Annotated in this window: 17 protein-coding genes, 1 pseudogene and 1 riboswitch; of the genes and pseudogenes, 13 read left to right on the top strand and 5 right to left on the bottom strand. The window is 61.9% G+C overall.

Annotation, left to right across the window (positions count from 1 at the left end):
* Window positions 1-124: 124 nt before the first annotated feature.
* Complete coding sequence (locus tag B0G76_RS33470; RefSeq protein WP_120297105.1) at window positions 125-1,084, bottom strand: LysR family transcriptional regulator; 960 nt, start codon at window positions 1,082-1,084, stop codon at window positions 125-127.
* A 233-nt stretch (window positions 1,085-1,317) separates the two neighbouring features.
* Between B0G76_RS33470 and B0G76_RS33465 the strand changes: the two genes are divergently transcribed.
* The 13 genes from B0G76_RS33465 (at window position 1,318) to B0G76_RS33405 (ending at window position 14,911) form a co-directional block, all read left to right on the top strand.
* Window positions 1,318-2,115, top strand: coding sequence for a glycosyltransferase family A protein (locus tag B0G76_RS33465; RefSeq protein ID WP_120297104.1), 798 nt, complete (start codon window positions 1,318-1,320; stop codon window positions 2,113-2,115).
* A 96-nt stretch (window positions 2,116-2,211) separates the two neighbouring features.
* Window positions 2,212-2,346: riboswitch (S-adenosyl-L-homocysteine riboswitch) on the top strand.
* A gap of 33 nt (window positions 2,347-2,379) precedes the next feature.
* Window positions 2,380-3,801, top strand: coding sequence for an adenosylhomocysteinase (ahcY, locus tag B0G76_RS33460; RefSeq protein WP_120297103.1), 1,422 nt, complete (start codon window positions 2,380-2,382; stop codon window positions 3,799-3,801).
* Window positions 3,802-3,943: 142 nt separating this feature from the next.
* Window positions 3,944-4,297 carry a phage holin family protein gene (locus B0G76_RS33455; RefSeq protein WP_028198543.1) on the top strand — a complete coding sequence of 118 codons (354 nt, stop codon included), beginning with the start codon at window positions 3,944-3,946 and terminating at the stop codon, window positions 4,295-4,297.
* A gap of 11 nt (window positions 4,298-4,308) precedes the next feature.
* Entirely contained in the window at window positions 4,309-5,139 is an 831-nt protein-coding gene (metF, locus tag B0G76_RS33450; protein ID WP_120297102.1) for a methylenetetrahydrofolate reductase [NAD(P)H], read from the top strand.
* A 273-nt stretch (window positions 5,140-5,412) separates the two neighbouring features.
* A complete protein-coding gene (locus B0G76_RS33445; protein WP_120297101.1) occupies window positions 5,413-7,056 on the top strand; it encodes an ABC transporter substrate-binding protein in 1,644 nt (547 codons plus the stop codon).
* 203 nt (window positions 7,057-7,259) lie between these two features.
* Window positions 7,260-8,888 carry an ABC transporter substrate-binding protein gene (locus tag B0G76_RS33440; RefSeq protein ID WP_120297100.1) on the top strand — a complete coding sequence of 543 codons (1,629 nt, stop codon included), beginning with the start codon at window positions 7,260-7,262 and terminating at the stop codon, window positions 8,886-8,888.
* A gap of 132 nt (window positions 8,889-9,020) precedes the next feature.
* On the top strand, window positions 9,021-10,031 hold the full coding sequence (locus B0G76_RS33435) for an ABC transporter permease subunit (protein WP_120297099.1): 1,011 nt from the start codon (window positions 9,021-9,023) through the stop codon (window positions 10,029-10,031).
* Between the two features lie 7 nt (window positions 10,032-10,038).
* Window positions 10,039-10,956, top strand: coding sequence for an ABC transporter permease subunit (locus tag B0G76_RS33430; protein ID WP_120297098.1), 918 nt, complete (start codon window positions 10,039-10,041; stop codon window positions 10,954-10,956).
* A gap of 1 nt (window position 10,957) precedes the next feature.
* Complete coding sequence (locus B0G76_RS33425; protein ID WP_120297097.1) at window positions 10,958-11,962, top strand: ABC transporter ATP-binding protein; 1,005 nt, start codon at window positions 10,958-10,960, stop codon at window positions 11,960-11,962.
* Window positions 11,959-12,978 carry a peptide ABC transporter ATP-binding protein gene (locus tag B0G76_RS33420; protein WP_120297096.1) on the top strand — a complete coding sequence of 340 codons (1,020 nt, stop codon included), beginning with the start codon at window positions 11,959-11,961 and terminating at the stop codon, window positions 12,976-12,978. Before B0G76_RS33425 ends, B0G76_RS33420 begins: the two co-directional genes overlap by 4 nt.
* Window positions 12,971-14,122, top strand: a complete 1,152-nt coding sequence (locus tag B0G76_RS33415; protein ID WP_120297095.1) for a TraB/GumN family protein — start codon at window positions 12,971-12,973, stop codon at window positions 14,120-14,122. Before B0G76_RS33420 ends, B0G76_RS33415 begins: the two co-directional genes overlap by 8 nt.
* 201 nt (window positions 14,123-14,323) lie before the next feature.
* Window positions 14,324-14,602: a BrnT family toxin gene (locus B0G76_RS33410; RefSeq protein WP_120297094.1), complete on the top strand. Its 279-nt coding sequence runs from the start codon at window positions 14,324-14,326 to the stop codon at window positions 14,600-14,602.
* An 18-nt stretch (window positions 14,603-14,620) separates the two neighbouring features.
* A complete protein-coding gene (locus B0G76_RS33405; RefSeq protein WP_236066917.1) occupies window positions 14,621-14,911 on the top strand; it encodes a BrnA antitoxin family protein in 291 nt (96 codons plus the stop codon).
* Window positions 14,912-14,997: 86 nt separating this feature from the next.
* Here the strand turns inward: B0G76_RS33405 and B0G76_RS33400 are convergent.
* The 4 genes and pseudogenes from B0G76_RS33400 to pxpA form a co-directional block, all read right to left on the bottom strand.
* Window positions 14,998-16,803, bottom strand: a pseudogene (locus tag B0G76_RS33400) (tetratricopeptide repeat protein).
* A gap of 262 nt (window positions 16,804-17,065) precedes the next feature.
* Window positions 17,066-18,022 carry a DUF979 domain-containing protein gene (locus tag B0G76_RS33395; RefSeq protein WP_120297093.1) on the bottom strand — a complete coding sequence of 319 codons (957 nt, stop codon included), beginning with the start codon at window positions 18,020-18,022 and terminating at the stop codon, window positions 17,066-17,068.
* Window positions 18,019-18,768 (bottom strand): DUF969 domain-containing protein, encoded by a 750-nt coding sequence (locus tag B0G76_RS33390; protein ID WP_120297092.1) that lies wholly within the window; start codon window positions 18,766-18,768, stop codon window positions 18,019-18,021. Before B0G76_RS33390 ends, B0G76_RS33395 begins: the two co-directional genes overlap by 4 nt.
* Before the next feature lie 280 nt (window positions 18,769-19,048).
* Window positions 19,049-19,801: a 5-oxoprolinase subunit PxpA gene (gene pxpA, locus B0G76_RS33385; RefSeq protein ID WP_120297091.1), complete on the bottom strand. Its 753-nt coding sequence runs from the start codon at window positions 19,799-19,801 to the stop codon at window positions 19,049-19,051.
* Window positions 19,802-19,812: the final 11 nt, after the last annotated feature.

Raw genomic sequence — 19,812 nt, 5'->3', positions numbered from 1 at the left:
TGCGCCTGAAAAACATGCCGTCCGGTCTGCGCCGGGCGGCATGTTGTCATTTGGCTGGCCGCATTGGCGGCGGCCGCGTTTGCGGTGGCCGCATTTGCAGTGGTCCCGTTCGCGTTAGCCGCATTTACGGCTTCGGTGTCTGAACAGGCGCCGTGATGCCGATCACGCCGATGCCCGGCCCCAGCATGAAATCGTCGCCGGCCTGGCCGGGCAGCGTCTCGCGCGCCACCTCCAGCCACGCGCGCGCCGCATGCGACAGATACCCGTTGCGGCGCCAGCCAATCGCCATCTCCCACGGAATTTCCGGTTCCACCACGGGGCGGCAGGTGAACTGCGCAGGGTCGAGCCGTCGGCAGTAGGGCGCCGGCAACAGCGCGATGCCGACGCCGGCCAGCACCAGCGCCGCCATGAAATCCCAGTGCCCGCTGCGCCCGACGATGGTCGGCGCAAAGCCGGCAGCGCGGCACGCATTCAGCACGACATCGTTGAGTGCGAGGCTCTCGCCGTAGAACACGAACGGCTCGTTGGCGAGCTCGGCGAGCGGTACTTCGTGCAGGTCGTCCCAGCGCGAGCCGGCGCGCGCGACCAGCCATAGCAATTGCCGCGTCATCGGCAGCACGTCGATGTTTTCCGGATCGACTGGTTGAAGCACTCCACCGAGTTCCAGCTCGCCATGGATCAGCGCGGCTTCGATCGCGCGCGAACCCTGCTCGAACAGCTTCAGCTCGATTTTCGGGTAGCGCTGGCGGAAAGCGGCAATGGCGGGCGTGAACAGCGAACCGCCCATTGGCGGAATGCCGATGGTCAGCTCGCCCCGACCGAGGGTGTCGAGATCGTTCAGTTCGGCCTGCAATTGCGCGTGCGCCGCCAGCACGTCCTGACCGCGCTGGTAGACGATCCGGCCGGCGTCGGTCAGCACCATCTGGCGCCCGTCGCGCAATAGCAGCGGCGAACCGATTTCATCTTCCAGCGACTTGACCATCTTGCTGATGGTCGGCTGCGTGACGAACATCTGCTCGGCTGCGACAGTGAAGCTCTGCTGACGGACCACTTCGACGAAATACCGCAGCGCACGTAGTTCCACGATGCCTGGCTCCGAAATTCCAATTTGGAATGAATTCGGTAATTGTAAGTCATTAAATTTATGCCGCAGGCGCAACCTGATGATGCACTTCGTATCTGCGTCGTTCGTGGGCCGCGCGTTGTTCGGCGCGGTCGCGCACGGTGCTTCGTCAGCTTTTCCAGGATGGACGCCGCCGGAAGCGGGATAACATCCGCGGTTCTCTATCGTTCGGCCCGCCGCGCCTGTTTCAGCCCATGACGCCCATCTCGATCATCATTCCCTGCTACAACGGCACGACGACGCTCGCCCGCGCGCTTCAAAGTTGCCTGATCCAACCGGAAGCCGCGCAGATCATGGTGGTGGACGACGGCTCGACCGATGCCTCCGCAGACCTGGTCGCACACTTCGGGCGTCTCGACCCGCGCGTGTGCCTGCTGCAGATGCCGTGCAACGGCACCCCGGCTCGGGCGCGCAACTGGGGCGCGATGCATGCGGATCACGGTCTGCTTGCTTTCCTCGACGCTGACGACGAATACCTGCCCGGCGCGCTAGCCGTCGCGAGTGCGTTTCTCGCGCAGAACCCGAAAGAAGTGTCCGTACGTCTCGACGTCGACTACACGGATTTTCCGGCCGATATTCTCGGTCACCCCGATTTCGACAAGCATGCCGCCACGCTCAGCAACACCGTGCCGAGCAGCCTGATTATTCGTCGCGCGGTGTTTGCGGCCCTCGGCGGTTTTCCGATGACTGACGTGTTCCGCCGCATGGGTGGCGAAGACGGCGCGTTTTCTTGGGCGTTGCGTGATATTTTCGGCAACCGGCGTCTGGACGACGTGAAGCGCGTGCGCATGCACTATCACGCGGGCATTCACGCCGAACGCTATTTCCGCATTGCACTTGGCTTTCAGACGCCGGATCCTGCCGATGTGGCCGAGGCGTTCCACTTTTCAAGGCAGTTCCTCGACACCGCGCGCGCGGGTATCGAGCAATTGCGCACGGCAAGCGTCGTTGTCGAGCCTGCCGCGTCTGCTCACTCGAATCAGCCCGCTTAGTAACTCACCCGCGCAAACCGCGCTCAATCCGCCCCCAATGCAGCACCCTCCCGATCCCCACCCCGAAGCCATCTCGATTTGCTACAATCGCCGTTCGTCTTCGAGGAGCGTTGCGACGGGTACCGCGAATCAGCATTCGCCGGCCGCCCGCCAGGCTCGGAGGCTTCAATCGGAGGGGCAGGAGGCGCACCGCGCGTTCCCATCCACCGCATCGAACCGCGCTCACGTCAAATTTCTAGTCAATTTCTTAGAAAGGAGGGCGTGATGAACGCCGCAGTTCTCGATTCAAATTCCAGGCAGGATTTCCTCGTCGCCGATATGTCGCTTGCAGCCTGGGGCCGCAAGGAACTGAATATCGCTGAAACCGAAATGCCCGGCCTCATGCAGACGCGCGAGGAATACAAGAGCTCGCAGCCGCTGAAGGGCGCGCGCATTGCGGGTTCGCTGCACATGACGATTCAAACCGGCGTGCTGATCGAAACCTTGACGGCACTCGGCGCGGACGTTCGCTGGGCATCGTGCAATATTTTCTCGACGCAGGACCATGCAGCCGCCGCGATCGCGCAAGGCGGCGTGCCGGTGTTCGCATTCAAGGGCGAATCGCTCGACGAATACTGGGAATTCTCGCACCGCATTTTCGAATGGCCGAATGGCGAATTTGCCAACATGATCCTCGACGACGGCGGCGACGCTACGTTGCTGTTGATCCTCGGCTCGAAGGCCGAGAAAGACCGTTCGGTGATCTCGAAGCCGGAAAACGAAGAAGAAGTTGCGCTGTACAAGTCGATCGCCAAGCATCTGGATGCGGATCCGGTGTGGTACTCGACGCGTCTCGCGCACATCAAGGGCGTGACCGAAGAAACCACGACCGGCGTGCACCGTCTGTATCAGATGGAAAAGGAAGGGCGCCTGCCGTTCCCGGCCATCAACGTGAACGACTCGGTCACGAAGTCGAAATTCGACAACCTGTACGGCTGCCGTGAATCGCTGGTCGACGGCATCAAGCGCGCAACCGACGTGATGATCGCGGGCAAGATCGCGGTCGTGGCCGGTTACGGCGATGTGGGCAAGGGCTGCGCGCAATCGCTGCGCGGTCTGGGTGCCACGGTGTGGGTCACGGAAATCGATCCGATCTGCGCGCTGCAAGCAGCAATGGAAGGCTATCGCGTCGTGACGATGGAATATGCCGCCGACAAGGCCGACATTTTCGTGACGGCAACGGGCAATTTCCACGTGATCGGCCACGATCATATGGCTGCCATGCGCAACAACGCGATTGTCTGCAACATCGGTCACTTCGATTCGGAAATCGACGTTGCCTCGACGCGCCAGTACCAGTGGGAAAACATCAAGCCGCAAGTCGACCACATCATTTTCCCGGACGGCAAGCGCGTGATCCTGCTGGCTGAAGGCCGCCTCGTGAATCTGGGTTGCGCGACGGGTCATCCGTCGTTCGTGATGTCGGCATCGTTCACGAACCAGACGATCGCGCAGATCGAGCTGTTCGTTCACGGCGACAAGTACGAAAACAAGGTCTACGTGTTGCCGAAACACCTTGATGAAAAGGTCGCGCGTCTGCACCTTGGTCGTATCGGCGCGGAACTGACGGTGCTGTCGGATTATCAGGCTGGCTATATCAGCGTCCACAAGAACGGCCCGTTCAAGCCGAACCACTACCGCTACTAAGTAACCGCGTCTAAGTGACATTAAGCACGCGGGCGGTTAAAGCATGACAGTTTGACGACCGGGCGGCCCGCAAGGCGCCGCCCGGTTCGCCATGCCCGCCTCGTCCCGTTCAAACGGACATCCTGCCTGAAAGGAGCTCTACATGACCGTGCTGCTGACCTGGCTGATCAACGCGCTTGCGCTCCTGATCATCACCTACCTCGTACCGTCGATTCATATCCGCAGTTTTGGCACCGCTTTGATCGTCGCGGTGGTACTCGGGTTGATCAACACGATTCTGCGACCGGTGCTGATCCTGTTGACGCTGCCCGTTACGATCGTCACGCTCGGACTTTTCATTCTGGTGGTCAATGCGCTGTGCTTCTGGTTGTGCGCGTCGCTGCTGAAGGGATTCGAAGTGTCGGGTTTCTGGTCGGCGTTCTTCGGCTCGATTCTGTACAGCATCGTTTCGTGGCTGCTGTCCGCGCTTATTTTCGGCAACCGCAGTATCGGTTGATCTACTGAATCATGAACCCGATCGAACTTTCATTCGAATTCTTCCCGCCGAAAACGCAGGAAGGCGTCGAGAAGCTGCGCGCCACGCGTGCGCAGCTCACACCGCTCAAGCCCATGTTCGTGTCCGTCACGTTCGGCGCTGGCGGTTCGACGCAACAGGGCACGCTCGATACCGTCGTCGAAATGGCGAAGGAAGGTCTTGAAGCGGCACCGCACGTGTCGTGCATCGGCTCGTCGAAAGAGAGTCTGCGCGCGATCCTCAACGAGTACCGCGCGCATGGCATCCGCCATATCGTCGCATTGCGCGGCGACTTGCCGTCCGGCATGGGCGAAGTCGGCGAACTGCGTTACGCGTCGGAACTCGTGAGCTTTATCCGCGCCGAGTTCGGCGACTGGTTCTGGATCGAGGTGGCCGGCTACCCGGAGTACCACCCGCAGTCGCGCTCGCCGCGTCACGATCTGGAAAACTTCGCCCATAAGGTGAAGGCCGGCGCCAATTCGGCGATCACGCAGTATTTCTTCAACGCGGACGCGTACTTCCGCTTCGTCGACGATGCGAGGAAGCTCGGCGTCGACGTGCCCATCGTGCCGGGCATCATGCCGATCACGAACTTCTCGCAGCTGATGCGTTTCTCGGAGATGTGCGGCGCGGAAGTGCCGCGTTGGGTCGCGCGCCGTCTGGAAAGCTTCGGCGACGACCGCGAGTCGATTCGCGCGTTCGGGCTGGATGTGGTGACGGATCTGTGCCAGCGTCTCATCGACGCAAAGGTGCCGGGCCTGCACTTCTATACGTTGAACGGCGCAGCGGCGACCAAGGCGATCTGCGAGCGGCTCGGCGCTTAAGCACCGGGCGACCGCCAGTGGCCTGAACATCGTTGTAAAGAACCGCACGGTTGACCAAACCGCGCGGTTTTTTTTCGGGCGGGCAATCTCGCGCGGCCATCTATCTCGTACGGAAAATTCGCGCCCGCGAATTTGTTCTGAAACTGTTGCTGCGCCGCAACAGACATGTGCCACCCGGCATTTCCTTCCGCACGTATAAGCCCGCATTGAACCCGATTTTTGCGCTGTCTATGCTCGAAGCGCAGCCGACGTGGCTGCTGTGCGGAGAACGATATGACAGTCTCAGAGAAGCTGTTTGCGGTTCGCCAGTTCTGCCAGCCAGTTCTTGCCGCCCTCGCGGTTGTCACGGCAAGCATGTTGCCCGTGGCGGCGCAAGCGGCTTCCCTGCCCGACAAAACGCTCGTGTTCTGCTCCGAAGGCAGTCCCGCGGGCTTTGATTCCGCGCAGTACACGACCAGTGTCGAATTCACCGCCGCCTCGTACACGGTCTACAACCGCCTTGTCGAGTTCGCGCGCGGCAGTACCGATATCGAGCCGGGCCTCGCCGAGAAGTGGGAGGTGTCGCCGGACGGCCTGCAATACACGTTCTACCTGCGGCACGGTGTGAAGTTTCAGACCACCTCGTTCTTCAAGCCGACCCGCGAATTCAATGCCGACGACGTCGTCTTCACTTACCAGCGGATGCTGGATCCGGACCAGCCGTTCCGTAAGGCGTACGCGGTTCCATTTCCCTACTTCGTCGACCTCGGACTGGCGAAGAACATCGCCAAGGTCGAGAAACTCGATCCGTACACCGTGCGCTTCACGCTGAAGGAAGTCGATGCACCGTTCCTGCAGCAGATCGCGATGCCGTTCGCGTCGATTCTCTCGGCGGAGTACACGGATCAACTGCTGAAAGCCGGTAAAGCGTCCGATATCAATCAATACCCGGTCGGCACCGGGCCGTTCATTTTCCGAAGCTATACCAAGGACGACACGATCCGCTTCGACGGCAATCCCGACTATTGGAAACCGGGCATCGTGAAGGTCGGCAAGCTCATCTTTTCGATCACCCTGGACCCTGCGGTGCGGTTGCAGAAACTGAAACGGGGAGAATGTCAGGTGATGAGTTATCCGCGCCCTGCGGATATTCCGCAGATCAAGGCCGACTCGTCGCTGGCACTGCCGAGCGAGGTTGGCTTCAATCTGGGCATCCTCGGCTACAACACGACGAAAAAACCGCTCGACAACGTGCTGGTGCGACGCGCGCTGGATATGTCGATCAACAAGAAAGCGATTATCGAGTCGGTGTATCAGGGCGCCGGGCAAATCGCGACGAATCCCATGCCGCCGACCCAATGGGGTTACGACAAGAACCTGAAAGATGCGCCTTACGATATTGATAAGGCCAAGGCTTTGCTGAAGGAGGCCGGCTACCCGGACGGCTTCGACCTGACGCTGTGGGCCATGCCGGTACAGCGTCCCTACAACCCGAACGCCCGGCTGATGGCCGAAATGCTGCAGGCCGACTGGGCGAAGATCGGTGTCAAGGTAACGATCGCCACCTACGAGTGGGGCGAGTACATCCGCCGCGCCCACGCTGGCGAACACGAGGCGATTCTGATCGGCTGGACGGGGGATTACGGCGATCCTGACAATTGGCTTGGCGTGCTGCTCGGCTGCGATGCGGTGAAGGGCAGCAATTTTTCCAAATGGTGCTACAAACCTTTCGACGACCTGATCAGGAAAGGCCGCGGCACCACCGATCTCGCCGAGCGAACCAAGGCATATATGGAAGCGCAGGAAATCTTCAAGCAACAGGTTCCGTTCACGCCGATTGCCCACTCGACTGTCTACCAGCCGATCAGCAAAGACGTCACCGGCTTCAAGATCGACCCGTTCGGTCCGACGCAATTCATGAGCGTTGGCCTGAAATAGCCGCAGAAACAACCCGTGGGCCGCTTTTTGCCGGGCCCACCTTTGGCGCCGCACGTTCCGGCCAGCGCCGGCGTGCGGTCGCCCATATGCCGCATCTGTTTCCGATCGTCAACGGGGGTATTTTCCTCCGCTTGTTGGTGGTAGCCAAGCTCAAGTAATATCGCGCTACGCCGGCGGGAGCCGGCCCCGAACCTGGAGGAAACATGAAGCAAAACAACCTGTTGCGCGCTGCGCGTGTTACGACGCTCGTCGCCGCTGCAGCGGCATCGCTGGTGGGCGCAAGTGTCGCGCGCGCCGAGATTCCGAATAAAACCCTGGTTTACTGCTCAGAAGGCAGCCCTGCGGGTTTCGATCCGGCCCAATACACCACGGGCACCGATTTCACGGCTAATACATTCACCGTCTACAACCGCCTCGTCGAATTCGAACGCGGCGGCACCAAAGTCGAACCGGGCCTCGCCGAGAAGTGGGATGTCTCCGCGGACGGCAAGACCTACACGTTCCATCTGCGTCATGGCGTGAAGTTCCAGACCACGTCGTTCTTCAAGCCGACGCGCGAATTCAATGCGGACGACGTCGTGTTCACGTTCCAGCGCATGCTGGACACGAACCAGCCGTTCCGTAAGGCGTACCCGGTCCAGTTCCCGTACTTCACGGACATGGGCCTCGACAAGCTGATCACCAGCGTCGAAAAGGTCGACCCGTACACGGTCAAGTTCACGCTGAAGGAAGTCAACGCGCCGTTCATCCAGAACATGGCGATGGAATACGCGTCGATCCTCTCGGGTGAATACGCGGACCAGCTGCTGAAGGCCGGCAAAGCCGCCGACATCAACCAGAATCCGGTCGGCACGGGCCCGTTCATTTTCCGCAGCTACACGAAAGACGCGACGATCCGTTTCGACGGCAATCCGGATTACTGGAAGCCGAACGCGGTGAAGATCTCGAAGCTGATCTTCTCGATCACGCCGGACGCCGGCGTGCGCGTGCAGAAGATCAAGCGCGACGAATGCCAGGTGATGAGCTATCCGCGTCCGGCCGACATCGCGCCGCTGAAGGCTGAAGCGAACATCGACATGCCGTCGCAGCCGGGCTTCAACCTCGGCTACCTCGCGTACAACGTGACGCACAAGCCGGTCGACAAGCTGGAAGTGCGTCAGGCGCTCGACATGGCGATCAACAAGAAGGCGATCATCGAGTCGGTGTACCAGGGCGCAGGCCAGTCCGCGACGAACCCGATGCCGCCGACGCAATGGTCGTATGACAAGAATCTGAAGAGCCCGTCCTACGATTCGGACAAGGCCAAGGCGCTGCTGGCGAAGGCCGGCTACCCGAACGGCTTCGACATCACGCTGTGGGCGATGCCGGTGCAACGCGCGTATAACCCGAACGCCCGCTTGATGGCGGAAATGATCCAGGCCGACTGGGCCAAGATCGGCGTGAAGGCGAAGATCGTCACGTATGAATGGGGCGAGTACATCAAGCGCGCTCACGCAGGCGAAGACGACACGATGCTGATCGGCTGGACCGGCGACAACGGCGATCCGGACAACTGGCTCGGCACGCTGCTCGGCTGCGAAGCGGTGAACGGCAACAACTTCTCGAAGTGGTGCTATAAGCCGTTCGACGATCTGATCCAGAAGGGTCGCGTCACGTCCGATCAGGGCGCACGCACGACGGCGTACACGCAGGCGCAGCAGATCTTCGCGCAGCAACTGCCGTTCTCGCCGATCGCTCACTCGACGGTGTACCAGCCTGTCAGCAAGAAGGTGGTCGATATGCGTATCGAGCCGCTCGGTTATGCGCGCTTCGATGGCGTCAGCGTCAAGTAAAAGTAATACAGTCAAGCTTACGCAGTAGCTTTTCGCACGGTTAGAAAACTGGTCGAAATGGTCCGGCGGCCGGGGTCACAAGCCCTCGTCGCCGGTTGCGTTTTTTCTTCATCAAGACCATAGGGACGAACCATGTTCCGCTTTGTTTTGCGCCGCATCGGCATGGTGATACCGACGTTTATCGGCATCACGATCCTCGCGTTTGCGCTGATTCACCTGATACCGGGCGACCCCATCGAAGTGATGATGGGCGAGCGCGGCGTCGATCCCGCCATGCATGCCGCCGCGATGCATCGCCTCGGGCTCGACGAATCTCTGCCGATGCAATATGTCCACTACATTGGACGCGCCGCGCACGGCGACCTCGGCACCTCGATCATCACCAATACCAGCGTGATGGGCGAATTCCTTGCACGCTTCCCCGCTACCGTTGAACTGTCGTTCTGCGCCATGATGTTCGCGTTGATCGTCGGCCTTCCGGCGGGCGTGTTCGCGGCCTTGAGGCGTGGCACGGTGGTCGATCACGGCGTGATGGGCACGGCGCTGACCGGCTACTCGATGCCGATCTTCTGGTGGGGCTTGATCCTCATCATGGTGTTTTCCGTGAAGCTCGGCTGGACGCCGGTGTCGGGCCGCATCGCGGTCGAATACGACATTCCGCACGTGACCGGCTTCATGCTGATCGACGCGATGATGTCCACCGACGAAGGCGCGTTCAAATCCGCGCTCAGCCATCTGATCCTGCCGGCCATTGTGCTCGGCACGATTCCGCTGGCGGTCGTCGCGCGTATGACGCGCTCGTCGATGCTCGAAGTGTTGCGCGAGGATTACATCCGCACTGCGCGTGCGAAGGGCTTGTCGCCTGGCCGCGTGATTGTTGTGCATGCATTGCGTAATGCGCTGATTCCGGTCGTGACCGTGATCGGCTTGCAGGTCGGCACGCTGCTCGCCGGCGCGGTGCTCACCGAGACGCTGTTTTCGTGGCCGGGTATCGGCAAGTGGCTGATCGACGCGATCGGCCGACGCGATTATCCGGTGGTGCAGGGCGGTATCCTGATGATCGCTACGCTGGTGATCGTTGTGAACCTCATCGTCGATTTGCTGTACGGCGTGTTGAACCCGCGCATTCGCCATACGAGGTAACACGACCATGGCAGACATTCAAAACACAGTCCCCACCGCGGTCACGCCACCTAGTGGCCGCGCAATAGCCGCTCGCGAATTCTGGGCGAATTTCTCGCGCAATCGTGGCGCGGTCGGCGCCGGCATGGTCGTGCTGGTGTTGATCTTCATCGCGATCTTCGCGCCGTTGATCGCGCCACATAGCCCGATCGAGCAGTATCGCGACTCCGTCAAGATCCCGCCCGCATGGCTCGACGGCGGCAACTGGAAGTTCATTCTCGGCACCGACGAAGCGGGCCGCGACATCCTCTCGCGTCTGATGTACGGCGCGCGGTTGTCGTTCTGGATCGGCTTCGTTTCGGTGGTGCTGGCGCTGATTCCGGGCATCGTGCTCGGTCTGATCGCGGCATTCTTCGAGAAGTGGGCCGATACGCCGATCATGCGCATCATGGACGTGCTGCTCGCCTTGCCCTCGCTGCTGCTCGCAGTCGCGGTGGTCGCGATCATCGGTCCGGGTCTCGTCAACACGATGCTGGCGATTGCGATCGTCGCGTTGCCGGGCTATGTGCGTTTGACGCGTGCTTCGGCGCAAGGCGAATTGCAGAAAGAGTATGTGACGGCTTCGCGTGTTGCCGGCGCGAGCACGCTGCGCCTGATGTTCTCGCAAGTGCTGCCGAACTGCACCGCACCGTTGATCGTGCAGGCTACGCTGGGCTTTTCGTCGGCGATTCTCGACGCCGCGGCGCTCGGCTTCCTCGGTCTCGGCGTGCAACCGCCGTCGGCGGAGTGGGGCGCGATGCTGGCCTCGGCGCGCGACTATATCGACAGTGCATGGTGGATCGTCACGATGCCGGGCCTCTCCATCCTGATCTCGGTGCTCGCGATCAATCTGCTCGGCGACGGGCTGCGCGACGCACTCGATCCCAAACTGAAACGGATGGCCTGATATGGATAAGTTATTGACCATCCGCAATCTCGCGGTGGACTTCAACGGCCTGCCCGCTGTCGATCGGATCAACCTCGACGTGGCGCCGGGCGAAGTAATCGGCGTGGTCGGCGAATCGGGTTCGGGCAAGAGCGTGACGATGATGGCGCTGATGGGCCTGATCGACGCGCCAGGCAAAGTCACCGCGGATGAAGTCACCTTCAACGGCAAGAATTTGCTGAAGGCATCGGCAAGAGAGCGCCGCAAGATCATCGGCAAAGACATCGCGATGGTGTTCCAGGACGCGCTCACCAGTCTGAATCCGAGCTACACGGTCGGCTATCAGATCAAGGAAGTGCTGAAGCTGCACGAGGGCTTGCGCGGCAGCGCGTTGGACAAACGCACGCTGGAGTTGCTCGACCAGGTCGGCATTCCGGACCCTAAAGGCCGCATCGGCTCGTTCCCGCATCAGATGTCGGGCGGCATGAACCAGCGCGTGATGATCGCCATGGCGATCGCTTGCAACCCGAAGCTGCTGATCGCCGACGAGCCGACCACCGCGCTCGACGTGACGATTCAGGCGCAGATCATGGAGCTGCTGATCAAGCTGCAGAAGGAACGCGGCATGGCGCTCGTGCTGATCTCGCACGATCTGGCCGTGGTGTCCGAGGTCGCGCAGCGCGTCGCGGTCATGTACGCTGGCGAAGTGATCGAAACCAACCGCGTTCCGGATATCTTCGCGGCGCCGCATCATCCGTATACGGAAGCGTTGCTGGCGGCGATTCCCGAGCACAATGTCGGCGCGGTGCGGCTCGCCGCGCTGCCGGGCATGGTGCCGGGTCGCGACGACCGTCCCAAAGGCTGTCTCTTCGCACCGCGCTGCAAGTACGTGGTCGACGACTGCATGAAGGCGCGCCCCGCACTGGCGCAGATGCAGGACCACGCTGAAGTGGCGCGCGTGCGCTGCATCAAACCCCTGAACCTGAGCGGCGACGCCAACGTTCACACCCATGGAGGCGCACGATGAACGCAGTATTCGAACCGCGGCGCCAGTCGGACCATCCGGGCGATCACGTGCTGGTTGCCGACCAGCTTGCGCGTTACTACACGGTGAAACGCGGCATGTTCAGCCAGGGCACGGTCAAGGCGTTGAACGGCGTGTCGTTCGCGCTCGAACGCGGCAAGACGCTCGCGGTGGTGGGTGAATCCGGTTGCGGAAAATCCACCCTCGCGCGGCAACTGACCATGATCGAAGCACCCAGCGCGGGCCGCTTGTTGATCGACGGTGAAGACGTGGCCGGTGCCGATCACGCGAAGATCGCCGCGCTGCGGCGGCGCGTGCAGATGGTGTTTCAGAATCCGTTTGCTTCGCTGAATCCGCGTAAGACCGTCGAGCAGACGCTTGGCGAACCGCTCGCGATCAACACGCAACTGAGCACGACCGAACGTGCCGAACGGATCGCGCAGATGATGCGTACTGTCGGCCTGCGTCCCGAACATGCAAAGCGCTATCCGCATATGTTCTCGGGCGGTCAGCGTCAGCGCGTGGCGATTGCGCGCGCGATGATCCTCGATCCGCAGATCGTGGTTGCCGATGAACCGGTGTCCGCGCTCGACGTGTCGATCCAGGCGCAGATTCTCAATCTGTTCATGGATCTGCAGGAGCAGTTCAAGACCAGCTACGTGTTCATCTCGCACAATCTCTCGGTGGTGGAGCACATCGCCGACGATGTGATGGTGATGTACTTCGGCGGCGTGGCGGAACTCGGCGACAAGAAACGGATTTTCTCGAATCCGCGTCATCCGTACACGCGTGCGTTGATGTCGGCCACGCCTTCGATCTTCGAAGCGGACCGCACGATCAAGATCAAGCTGCAAGGCGAAATGCCGTCACCGCTGCATCCACCGTCGGGCTGCACGTTCCATCAGCGCTGCCCGTACGCGATCGACCGGTGCCGCAGCGAAGAACCGAAGTTGCGTGAAGTGGATGGCCGTCAGGTGTCATGTCACCGTGCCGAGGAGGTGGGGGACGTGGATGCCTGATGCAGTGGCGGCGCGTCGTCTTACGCGCCGCTCGCGTGATGGCGGCTGCCACGCTGCTTTTGCGCGGCGCTGGGGAGCGCGCGCACTGACCGGTGCCGTGCTCCTCGGCGTTTGTTCTGTTTTTCATCCGGGCGCGGGGCCGATCGGCGTCGCGCAGGCCGCCGGGGCGGCCGCCAATACGCCCGCTCAGGCGGGGCGGCCGGCGCTGCCAGTGCCCAATCTGCCGGCGCCGCCACGCGCCACCCTGCCGGGCTTCAATCCGCCGCCCGCCACGCCGGGCACCACGGCGAGCGGCCCGGTGCGTATGCAACCGGCGCGCATGCCGTTCTACGTCGCGACACGCGGCACCACGACCATCTATGTGCTCGGCACGCTGCACGTGGGAGACCCCGCCGACTATCCGCCCGGGCAACCCTTCCGCGCGCCGGTCCTCGGCGCACTGGCGGCATCGCCGACGCTGGCGCTCGAACTCTCGCCCGACGAATTGCTGGTCTCGCAAGACGACGTGTCGAAGTACGGCGTATGCCGGCGCGACTGTCTGCCGGGCCTGCTGCCGGAACCGCTGTGGCACAAGCTGGCTTTACGCCTGCGTGGCAATCCCGCGGCGCTGGATGAGATCAAGAAGATGCGGCCGTGGCTCGCGTCTCTCGTGGTCGAAACCTACGATTCGTTGAGTGCCGGCTTGCAGACCGAGTACGGCACGGAAGCGCAATTGCAGAACGTGTACATCAGGACACGCGGCAAGATCGTTGGTCTCGAGACCTTGCCTCAGCAGATGCGCGCGTTCACCGGACTCACGCTCGCGCAGCAACGCGAAATGCTCGCACAAGACCTGGTGCAGACGCCTGCGGAAAACGTCGACGATGTGAAGACGCTGCATCGGCTGTGGCGAGTGGGGGATGCCGATGCGATCGCGGCCTGGCAAACTGCGAAGTCCGAAAAACTGGCGCGCGACAAGCGTATCTCCGGTTCGATCGACAACCGGATCGTGTACGAGCGCAACCGCCGCTTCGTGTCGCGGATGCTGCTGATCGCCGGGCCGAACAAGCCGGTGTTCGTGGCGATCGGCGCATTGCATCTGGGCGGCCGCAAGGGTGTGCTGCAGCTATTGCGGCAGCACGGGTTCGTGGTGGATGCGGGGTGAGATTCGTCCCAGCCTTGCGCGAGACATGCACAGAGTGTCCGGCTACAGTCCGAACCGGGGTAGGCCGTCCGGCCAGAATAGGAACCGGTATTTGAACAACCAGTCCGATGCCGACGTGCGCCGCAAACTGCTCGCGGCTCACGCGGACATAGCTACCCATGCGTGCTATGATGTATGTACAGACGTCAATACAGGTGCTGAGTGCGGTTTGAATGGGACGGAGTCAAGAATCAAATCAACATTCGTAAGCATGGCATCGACTTTGGAGATGCCGTCGACGTGTTCGATCATCCGGTGCTGACGGCGATAGATCAGCGGGAAGACTACGGTGAAGATCGCTGGGTCGCGTTAGGCTGGATGGCCGCCATCGTAGGCGTGGTGGTGTACGTTGAACGCAGTGCGGATGTGATCCGTATCATTTCGGCCCGCAAGGCGACAAGGCATGAGGTGAAACGCTACAAGTACAGCGTCTGGAATTGACTGGCACCGTGGGTGGCGTTGGAATGGCTGAAAACGAGCAGAGGCGAAATTATGGGTAAAACATCAGGAACCGACTGGAAGCGGCTTGCAAAGGCAGGCGACGCGCAAATCGACACGAGCGATGTGCCGGAATTGGGCGACGACTTTTTTGACCGGGCTGAGCTGCACGTTCCGCCGAAGCAGGCTGTAACGATGCGCCTGGATGCGGACGTGCTGGAGTGGTTCAAAGGGCAGGGGGCGGGCTATCAGACGCGCATCAACAAATTGTTGCGCGCCTACATGCTGGCGCAGCAGCGTCGTCGTTCTTAACGCGCGGCGCGGTGGCGTTCTGTCTGCGCATGAACGGGTTGAAAAGGCGCTGCGCAAGATCGCCTGAAATCTGCGCAGCGAAGACTTTATAGACTGCCGTCGCGTAGTTCGTCCGACACACGGTTGACCACCGGCGCCCAATCGCCCAACGCCGCTTGCCGGAACAATTTCATCGACGGATACCATGGCGAATCGCTGCGCGCTTCGAGCCAGCGCCAGTCGGAGTTCGCGGGCAGCAGGACCCACACCGGCTTGCCCAGCGCGGCAGCCAGGTGCGCCACGCCGGTGTCCACGGCAATCACGAGATCAAGATTCATGATGAGCGCGGCCGTGTCGTCGAAGTTGTGCAGATCGGCGGTGAAATCGTGGGCGCGGAAAGCTTCGGGCGCATCAGCCAACTGATCGTGCGCCAGGCCCTTTTGCAGTGCGTACCATGCGACGTCTTTCAACTCGCCTAGCATGCTCAAGTCGGCCAATGTCATCGAGCGATAACGGTCATTGCCAAACGTCGGACTGCCGGACCAGACCAGGCCCACTTTGCGTTTTCCTTTGCCGGCTGCGTCCACCCGCCTGCGCCATTTTTTGATCTTTGCCTTGTCCGCGAACATATACGGCACCTCCGCGGGAATGGTCGGCAGCTCGGTGCCGACGCACGAGGGCACGCTCATCATCGGCACCCAGAAATCGTACTGACCGTCTGGCGTGCCACCGAACGCGCGATGCACGCCCGGAATGCGCCCGACCAGCGGGAGCAGCGGCTCGCGCACACAGATATCGACCGTGGCGCCAAGCTGCTCGAGCACGCGTGCTTAGCGCAGAAACTGGAAGTGATCGCCGAAACCCTGTTCGCCGATCAGCAACAGTCGGCGCCCGTCGAGCGGCTCGCCATGCCACTCGGCAACGTCCGGCACGGCGATCGCCTCGTAATCGTTCCTGCGCCAGCGCTTCGCAAATTCTGCCCAGCCCTGTTTGTAATCCCCGCGCTTGAGCAACAGCCACGCGAGGTTTTGATGCGCGTCCGCGTAGTTGGCATCGAGCGTAAGCGCCTGGCGATAGAAACCTTCCTCTTCGTCCAGACGGCCTTGGGCGCCGAGCGATCCACCGAGGCAAACCAGATTCGTGGGGTTCGGCGTGAGTGCGACGGCCTGCCGATACTTCGATTCGGCACCCGCGTAGTCTCCGCGCTTACCGATCAGGCTGCCCAGGTTGATGTGCGCCTCGGCATAGTCGCCGCGCAGTGCCAGTGCCTGTTCGAAACTGGCGATGGCCGCCACGTGATCGCCCTGTGCGTTGTGCGCATTACCCGCGTTGAAGTGCGCCTCCGCCGATTGCGGATCGAGCGACAGCGCCTGTCGATAGCAGCCCAGTGCCTCGTGGTAGCGACCAAGCTTGCTCAGCGCGGTGCCGAGATTCAGATACGTATCGGCCATCGACGGATTCGCCGTCAAAGCCAGTTGGTATTGCCCGATCGCCTCTTCGAGCGCGCCTTGCGCTTGTAGCGCGACGCCGAAGTTGTTGCGCGCGTCGGCGAAATCCGGCTGTAACTGCAACGCCTGGTCGTAGCAGATCATCGCCTCGCCGGGATGGCCGAGGGCGGCGGCGACGAGGCCGCGATTGCTCCAGCGGGCGGCGTCGGTGCGATCGAGTTTGAGCGATTCGCTCATCAACTCGGCGGCGAAACCATGGTCGCCGCGCTGATGTTGCAGCACGCCGAAGTAATGCAGCGCTTTGGCATACGCGGGATCAAGCGCGAGGGCTTCGCGGCAGAACGGCTCGGCGGCATCGAGGTGGCCGGCCTGGTGTGCTTCGAGTGCGGCCTCAATCAGCGAGGTGAGGTAAGCGGAGGGCGGCGTGCCGGTGTTTGCGGCGTCAGGGTGGGATTGATGTTCCATGAGGGACCTGCTGGAAGGCGCTGGCGGCGCGCTGCGCGCCGGCGCGTGTGGATGGGAAACCATCCACCAGCTTATGTTCCAGCCGTTTTGCTGACGATCGGACGCATCTTAAATTGGCTATTTCATTTTGGTCCGGGTTGAGCCGTCTGCCTCGCTCGTCTGAATCCAGCCCATCGATTCACATCGGCGCGAATCGCCGCTCCAGCCCACACATTCAAACGCCTGGTTCGTCAATGTAAGCCGAAGCGGTGAGCCAAAATTCCTACAAGAACATCAGGAAATTCAGCAGGAAAATATTCACGACCAGCAAGGTCAGTGCGGTGGGCACCTGCACTTTGATGACTGCGTTCTTATCCGGCAATTCCAGCAGCGCCGCCGGCACCATGTTGAAGTTCGCGGCCATCGGCGTCATCAGCGTGCCGCAGTAGCCCGAGAACATGCCGATCGCAACCATCACCGCTGGGTTGCCGTGAAACACGCCGACCAGAATCGGCACGCCGACGCCGCCGGTCATCACCGGAAATGCGGCGAAGCCGTTGCCCATCACCATTGTAAAAAGCGCCATGCCGATGCAGTATACGGCCACTGCGACAAACCGGTAGTCGAGGCTGATGTAGGCCGTGGTGACGTGGGCGACCGCCTTGCCGACGCCTGTGTCCGAAAACACGAGGCCGAGCATGCCGAGCATCTGCGGCAGTACCGCGGCCCATGACAACGCATCGACGAGGCGGCGCGCCTCTTTCATCGACTGTCCGACCGTGTCGCGCGTCAGCACGCAGGCAATCGCAAGTGCGATCACGCAGCCAATGCCGAAGCCGATCAGCGTGACGTTGGCCTTCTCGATCAGCGGCATGCCGCCGAAGATCAGATGGCTGGCCGATAGCGTAATGAGCACGGTCACAACCGGAATCGTCAGCGCGGGCACGAACAGCTTGTTGCCGAGCCGTGTGGCGCTAGCCTTGCGCGCGTCGAGTGACAGCAGCTTCGGCTTGGCCGCGGTCACGCCGCCGAAACCCGCAATCAGCGCCATCACGATCACCAGCACGCCAACCACCGAGGGCGGCAGCTTGTCGCCGATCAGGAAGATCAGTGCATAGAGAATCCAGAAACCACCGGCGGTGAAGCGGCGCGGGTGCTCCTTGTCCGTGACGATCATGCCGCCGACAACCAGCAGCACCACGCCCAGCAGCCAGAACAGATAGGTAATCGTGAGCGTCATGCTTTGTCTCCTGCGGCGGGTTGCGTCGGCGAAACGGCGGCGGTGTTCGCTGCGGCATTGCCGCGCAATTCGCGTTCGAGCCTGCGGTCGAGCATATAGAGGCGGAAGCCGTGAATGATGAACGCGCAGATCGCGGTCGGGATACCCCAAACGGCCACGTGAATCGGCTCGACGACGATACCGGCTTCCTTCAGGAAGGTTGTCATCAGCACAATCGCGCCGAACGCGACGAAGATGTCTTCACCGAAGAACAGGCCGACGTTGTCGGTTGCCGCGGAGAAGGCGCGCAGCTTGAAGCGAACCGCGTCGCTGATCTTGCCGAAGCGCGTTTCCGTCGCGCCTTCGGCCATCGGTGCGATCAACGGACGCACCATCTGCGGATGGCCACCAAGACCGGTCAGGCCGACCGCCGCGGTCAGCTCGCGCACCAGCAGGTAGACGATCAGCAAACGTCCCGCGGTCGCGGCCTTGATACCGCCGATCCACGCCTGGGCGCGCTCACGCAGGCCATGCCGTTCCAGCAGGCCGATCACGGCCAGCGGCAGCAGAATGATCAGCGGAATATTGCGGGTCTTGATAAAGCCGGTGCCGATTTCGGCGAGGATTTTTTCAGGCGGGAAGTGCGCCGCGAAACCCGTGATGATCGCGGCTGCCGCCACGATCAACATCGGATTGAACCGTAATAAAAAGCCAACGATGATAACGGCCACGCCAATAAGCGGCCATAGACTGACGGTTGTCTGCATCTGGATCTCCAAACAGGGTTTCAACCTCGCCGCTTGTGGCGGCTAACGTGGGCCGGCGCTGGGGGACCCCGCGCCGTCTTGCTGTCACGGCTCTTGCTGGCCGCGTTGCTTCGACTACACCTGCATCTGCACCTGCACCTGCTGCTTGACTGCTGTTCCACAGCGGATACTGCAAAACGTCCTGCACCTGGCAAACGCCCCGCTTGGAGCGGGGCGTTCGGGGTTGGGGTTCGGTAGCGGTTGAATCGCGCTGTCCGGTTCGCGTGGGTCGACGCGGGGATCAGACGCTCGCGGCGCCGGCCGCGTGAACTTCAATGCCCGCTTCCTGTAGCGCGCCGCGGATGCGCCGTGCGAACGCCAGCGCATGCGGGCCGTCGCCGTGCAGGCAGATGGTTTGCGCATTGAGCGGCACCCAGTGTCCGTCGACGGACCGCACGCGGCGCTCGCGCACCATGGCGAGCGTGCGCTCGAGCACCTCGTCTTCGTCGTCGAGCAGCGCGCCCGGCTCACTGCGCGGCACCAGCGAGCCGTCGGCGCGATAGCCACGGTCGGCGAATACCTCTTCGACGGCGGTCAGGCCCACTTTGCGCGCGGCTGTCACGAGTCCGCTATTGGCGAGTGCGAACACCGCGACCGACGGGTCGAAATCATGGACCGCCGAGACGATCGCGTCGGCGATCTTCGCGTCGCGCGCGGCCTGGTTGTAGAGCGCGCCGTGCGGCTTGACGTGCGCGATGCGCCCGCCTTCGGCCTGCGCGATCGCCGACAACGCGCCGAGCTGATACAGCACGCCCGCATAGATCTCGTTGGCCGGCAGGTCCATTTCCTTGCGGCCAAAATTCTCAGGATCGTTAAAGCTTGGATGGGCGCCGATCGACACGCCTTTTTGCACCGCCCATCGCACGCAGTCGCGCATGGCGTTGGCGCCGCCCGCGTGCCAGCCGCACGCGATGTTGGCAGAACTGACGAGGTCGAGCAGGGCCTCGTCAGAGCCGCAGCCTTCGCCGAGATCGGCGTTCAAATCGATTTCCATGGTGTTCCTCT

The sequence above is a fragment of the Paraburkholderia sp. BL23I1N1 genome (assembly GCF_003610295.1).
Taxonomy (GTDB): Bacteria; Pseudomonadota; Gammaproteobacteria; order Burkholderiales; family Burkholderiaceae; genus Paraburkholderia.
The sequence above is the reverse complement of the archived record's forward strand: the minus strand, read 5'-3'. Positions and strand labels throughout refer to the sequence as shown.

Bases quoted from the DNA above. Each gene is read 5' to 3' on its own strand.
- B0G76_RS33455 (WP_028198543.1), top strand. From the start codon at position 3,944: ATGACCGTGCTGCTGACCTGGCTGATCAACGCGCTTGCGCTCCTGATC.
- pxpA (WP_120297091.1), bottom strand. From the start codon at position 19,801: ATGGAAATCGATTTGAACGCCGATCTCGGCGAAGGCTGCGGCTCTGAC.
- B0G76_RS33420 (WP_120297096.1), top strand. From the start codon at position 11,959: ATGAACGCAGTATTCGAACCGCGGCGCCAGTCGGACCATCCGGGCGAT.
- B0G76_RS33465 (WP_120297104.1), top strand. From the start codon at position 1,318: ATGACGCCCATCTCGATCATCATTCCCTGCTACAACGGCACGACGACG.
- metF (WP_120297102.1), top strand. From the start codon at position 4,309: ATGAACCCGATCGAACTTTCATTCGAATTCTTCCCGCCGAAAACGCAG.
- ahcY (WP_120297103.1), top strand. From the start codon at position 2,380: ATGAACGCCGCAGTTCTCGATTCAAATTCCAGGCAGGATTTCCTCGTC.
- B0G76_RS33445 (WP_120297101.1), top strand. From the start codon at position 5,413: ATGACAGTCTCAGAGAAGCTGTTTGCGGTTCGCCAGTTCTGCCAGCCA.
- B0G76_RS33415 (WP_120297095.1), top strand. From the start codon at position 12,971: ATGCCTGATGCAGTGGCGGCGCGTCGTCTTACGCGCCGCTCGCGTGAT.
- B0G76_RS33430 (WP_120297098.1), top strand. From the start codon at position 10,039: ATGGCAGACATTCAAAACACAGTCCCCACCGCGGTCACGCCACCTAGT.
- B0G76_RS33425 (WP_120297097.1), top strand. From the start codon at position 10,958: ATGGATAAGTTATTGACCATCCGCAATCTCGCGGTGGACTTCAACGGC.
- B0G76_RS33435 (WP_120297099.1), top strand. From the start codon at position 9,021: ATGTTCCGCTTTGTTTTGCGCCGCATCGGCATGGTGATACCGACGTTT.
- B0G76_RS33395 (WP_120297093.1), bottom strand. From the start codon at position 18,022: ATGACGCTCACGATTACCTATCTGTTCTGGCTGCTGGGCGTGGTGCTG.
- B0G76_RS33390 (WP_120297092.1), bottom strand. From the start codon at position 18,768: ATGCAGACAACCGTCAGTCTATGGCCGCTTATTGGCGTGGCCGTTATC.
- B0G76_RS33440 (WP_120297100.1), top strand. From the start codon at position 7,260: ATGAAGCAAAACAACCTGTTGCGCGCTGCGCGTGTTACGACGCTCGTC.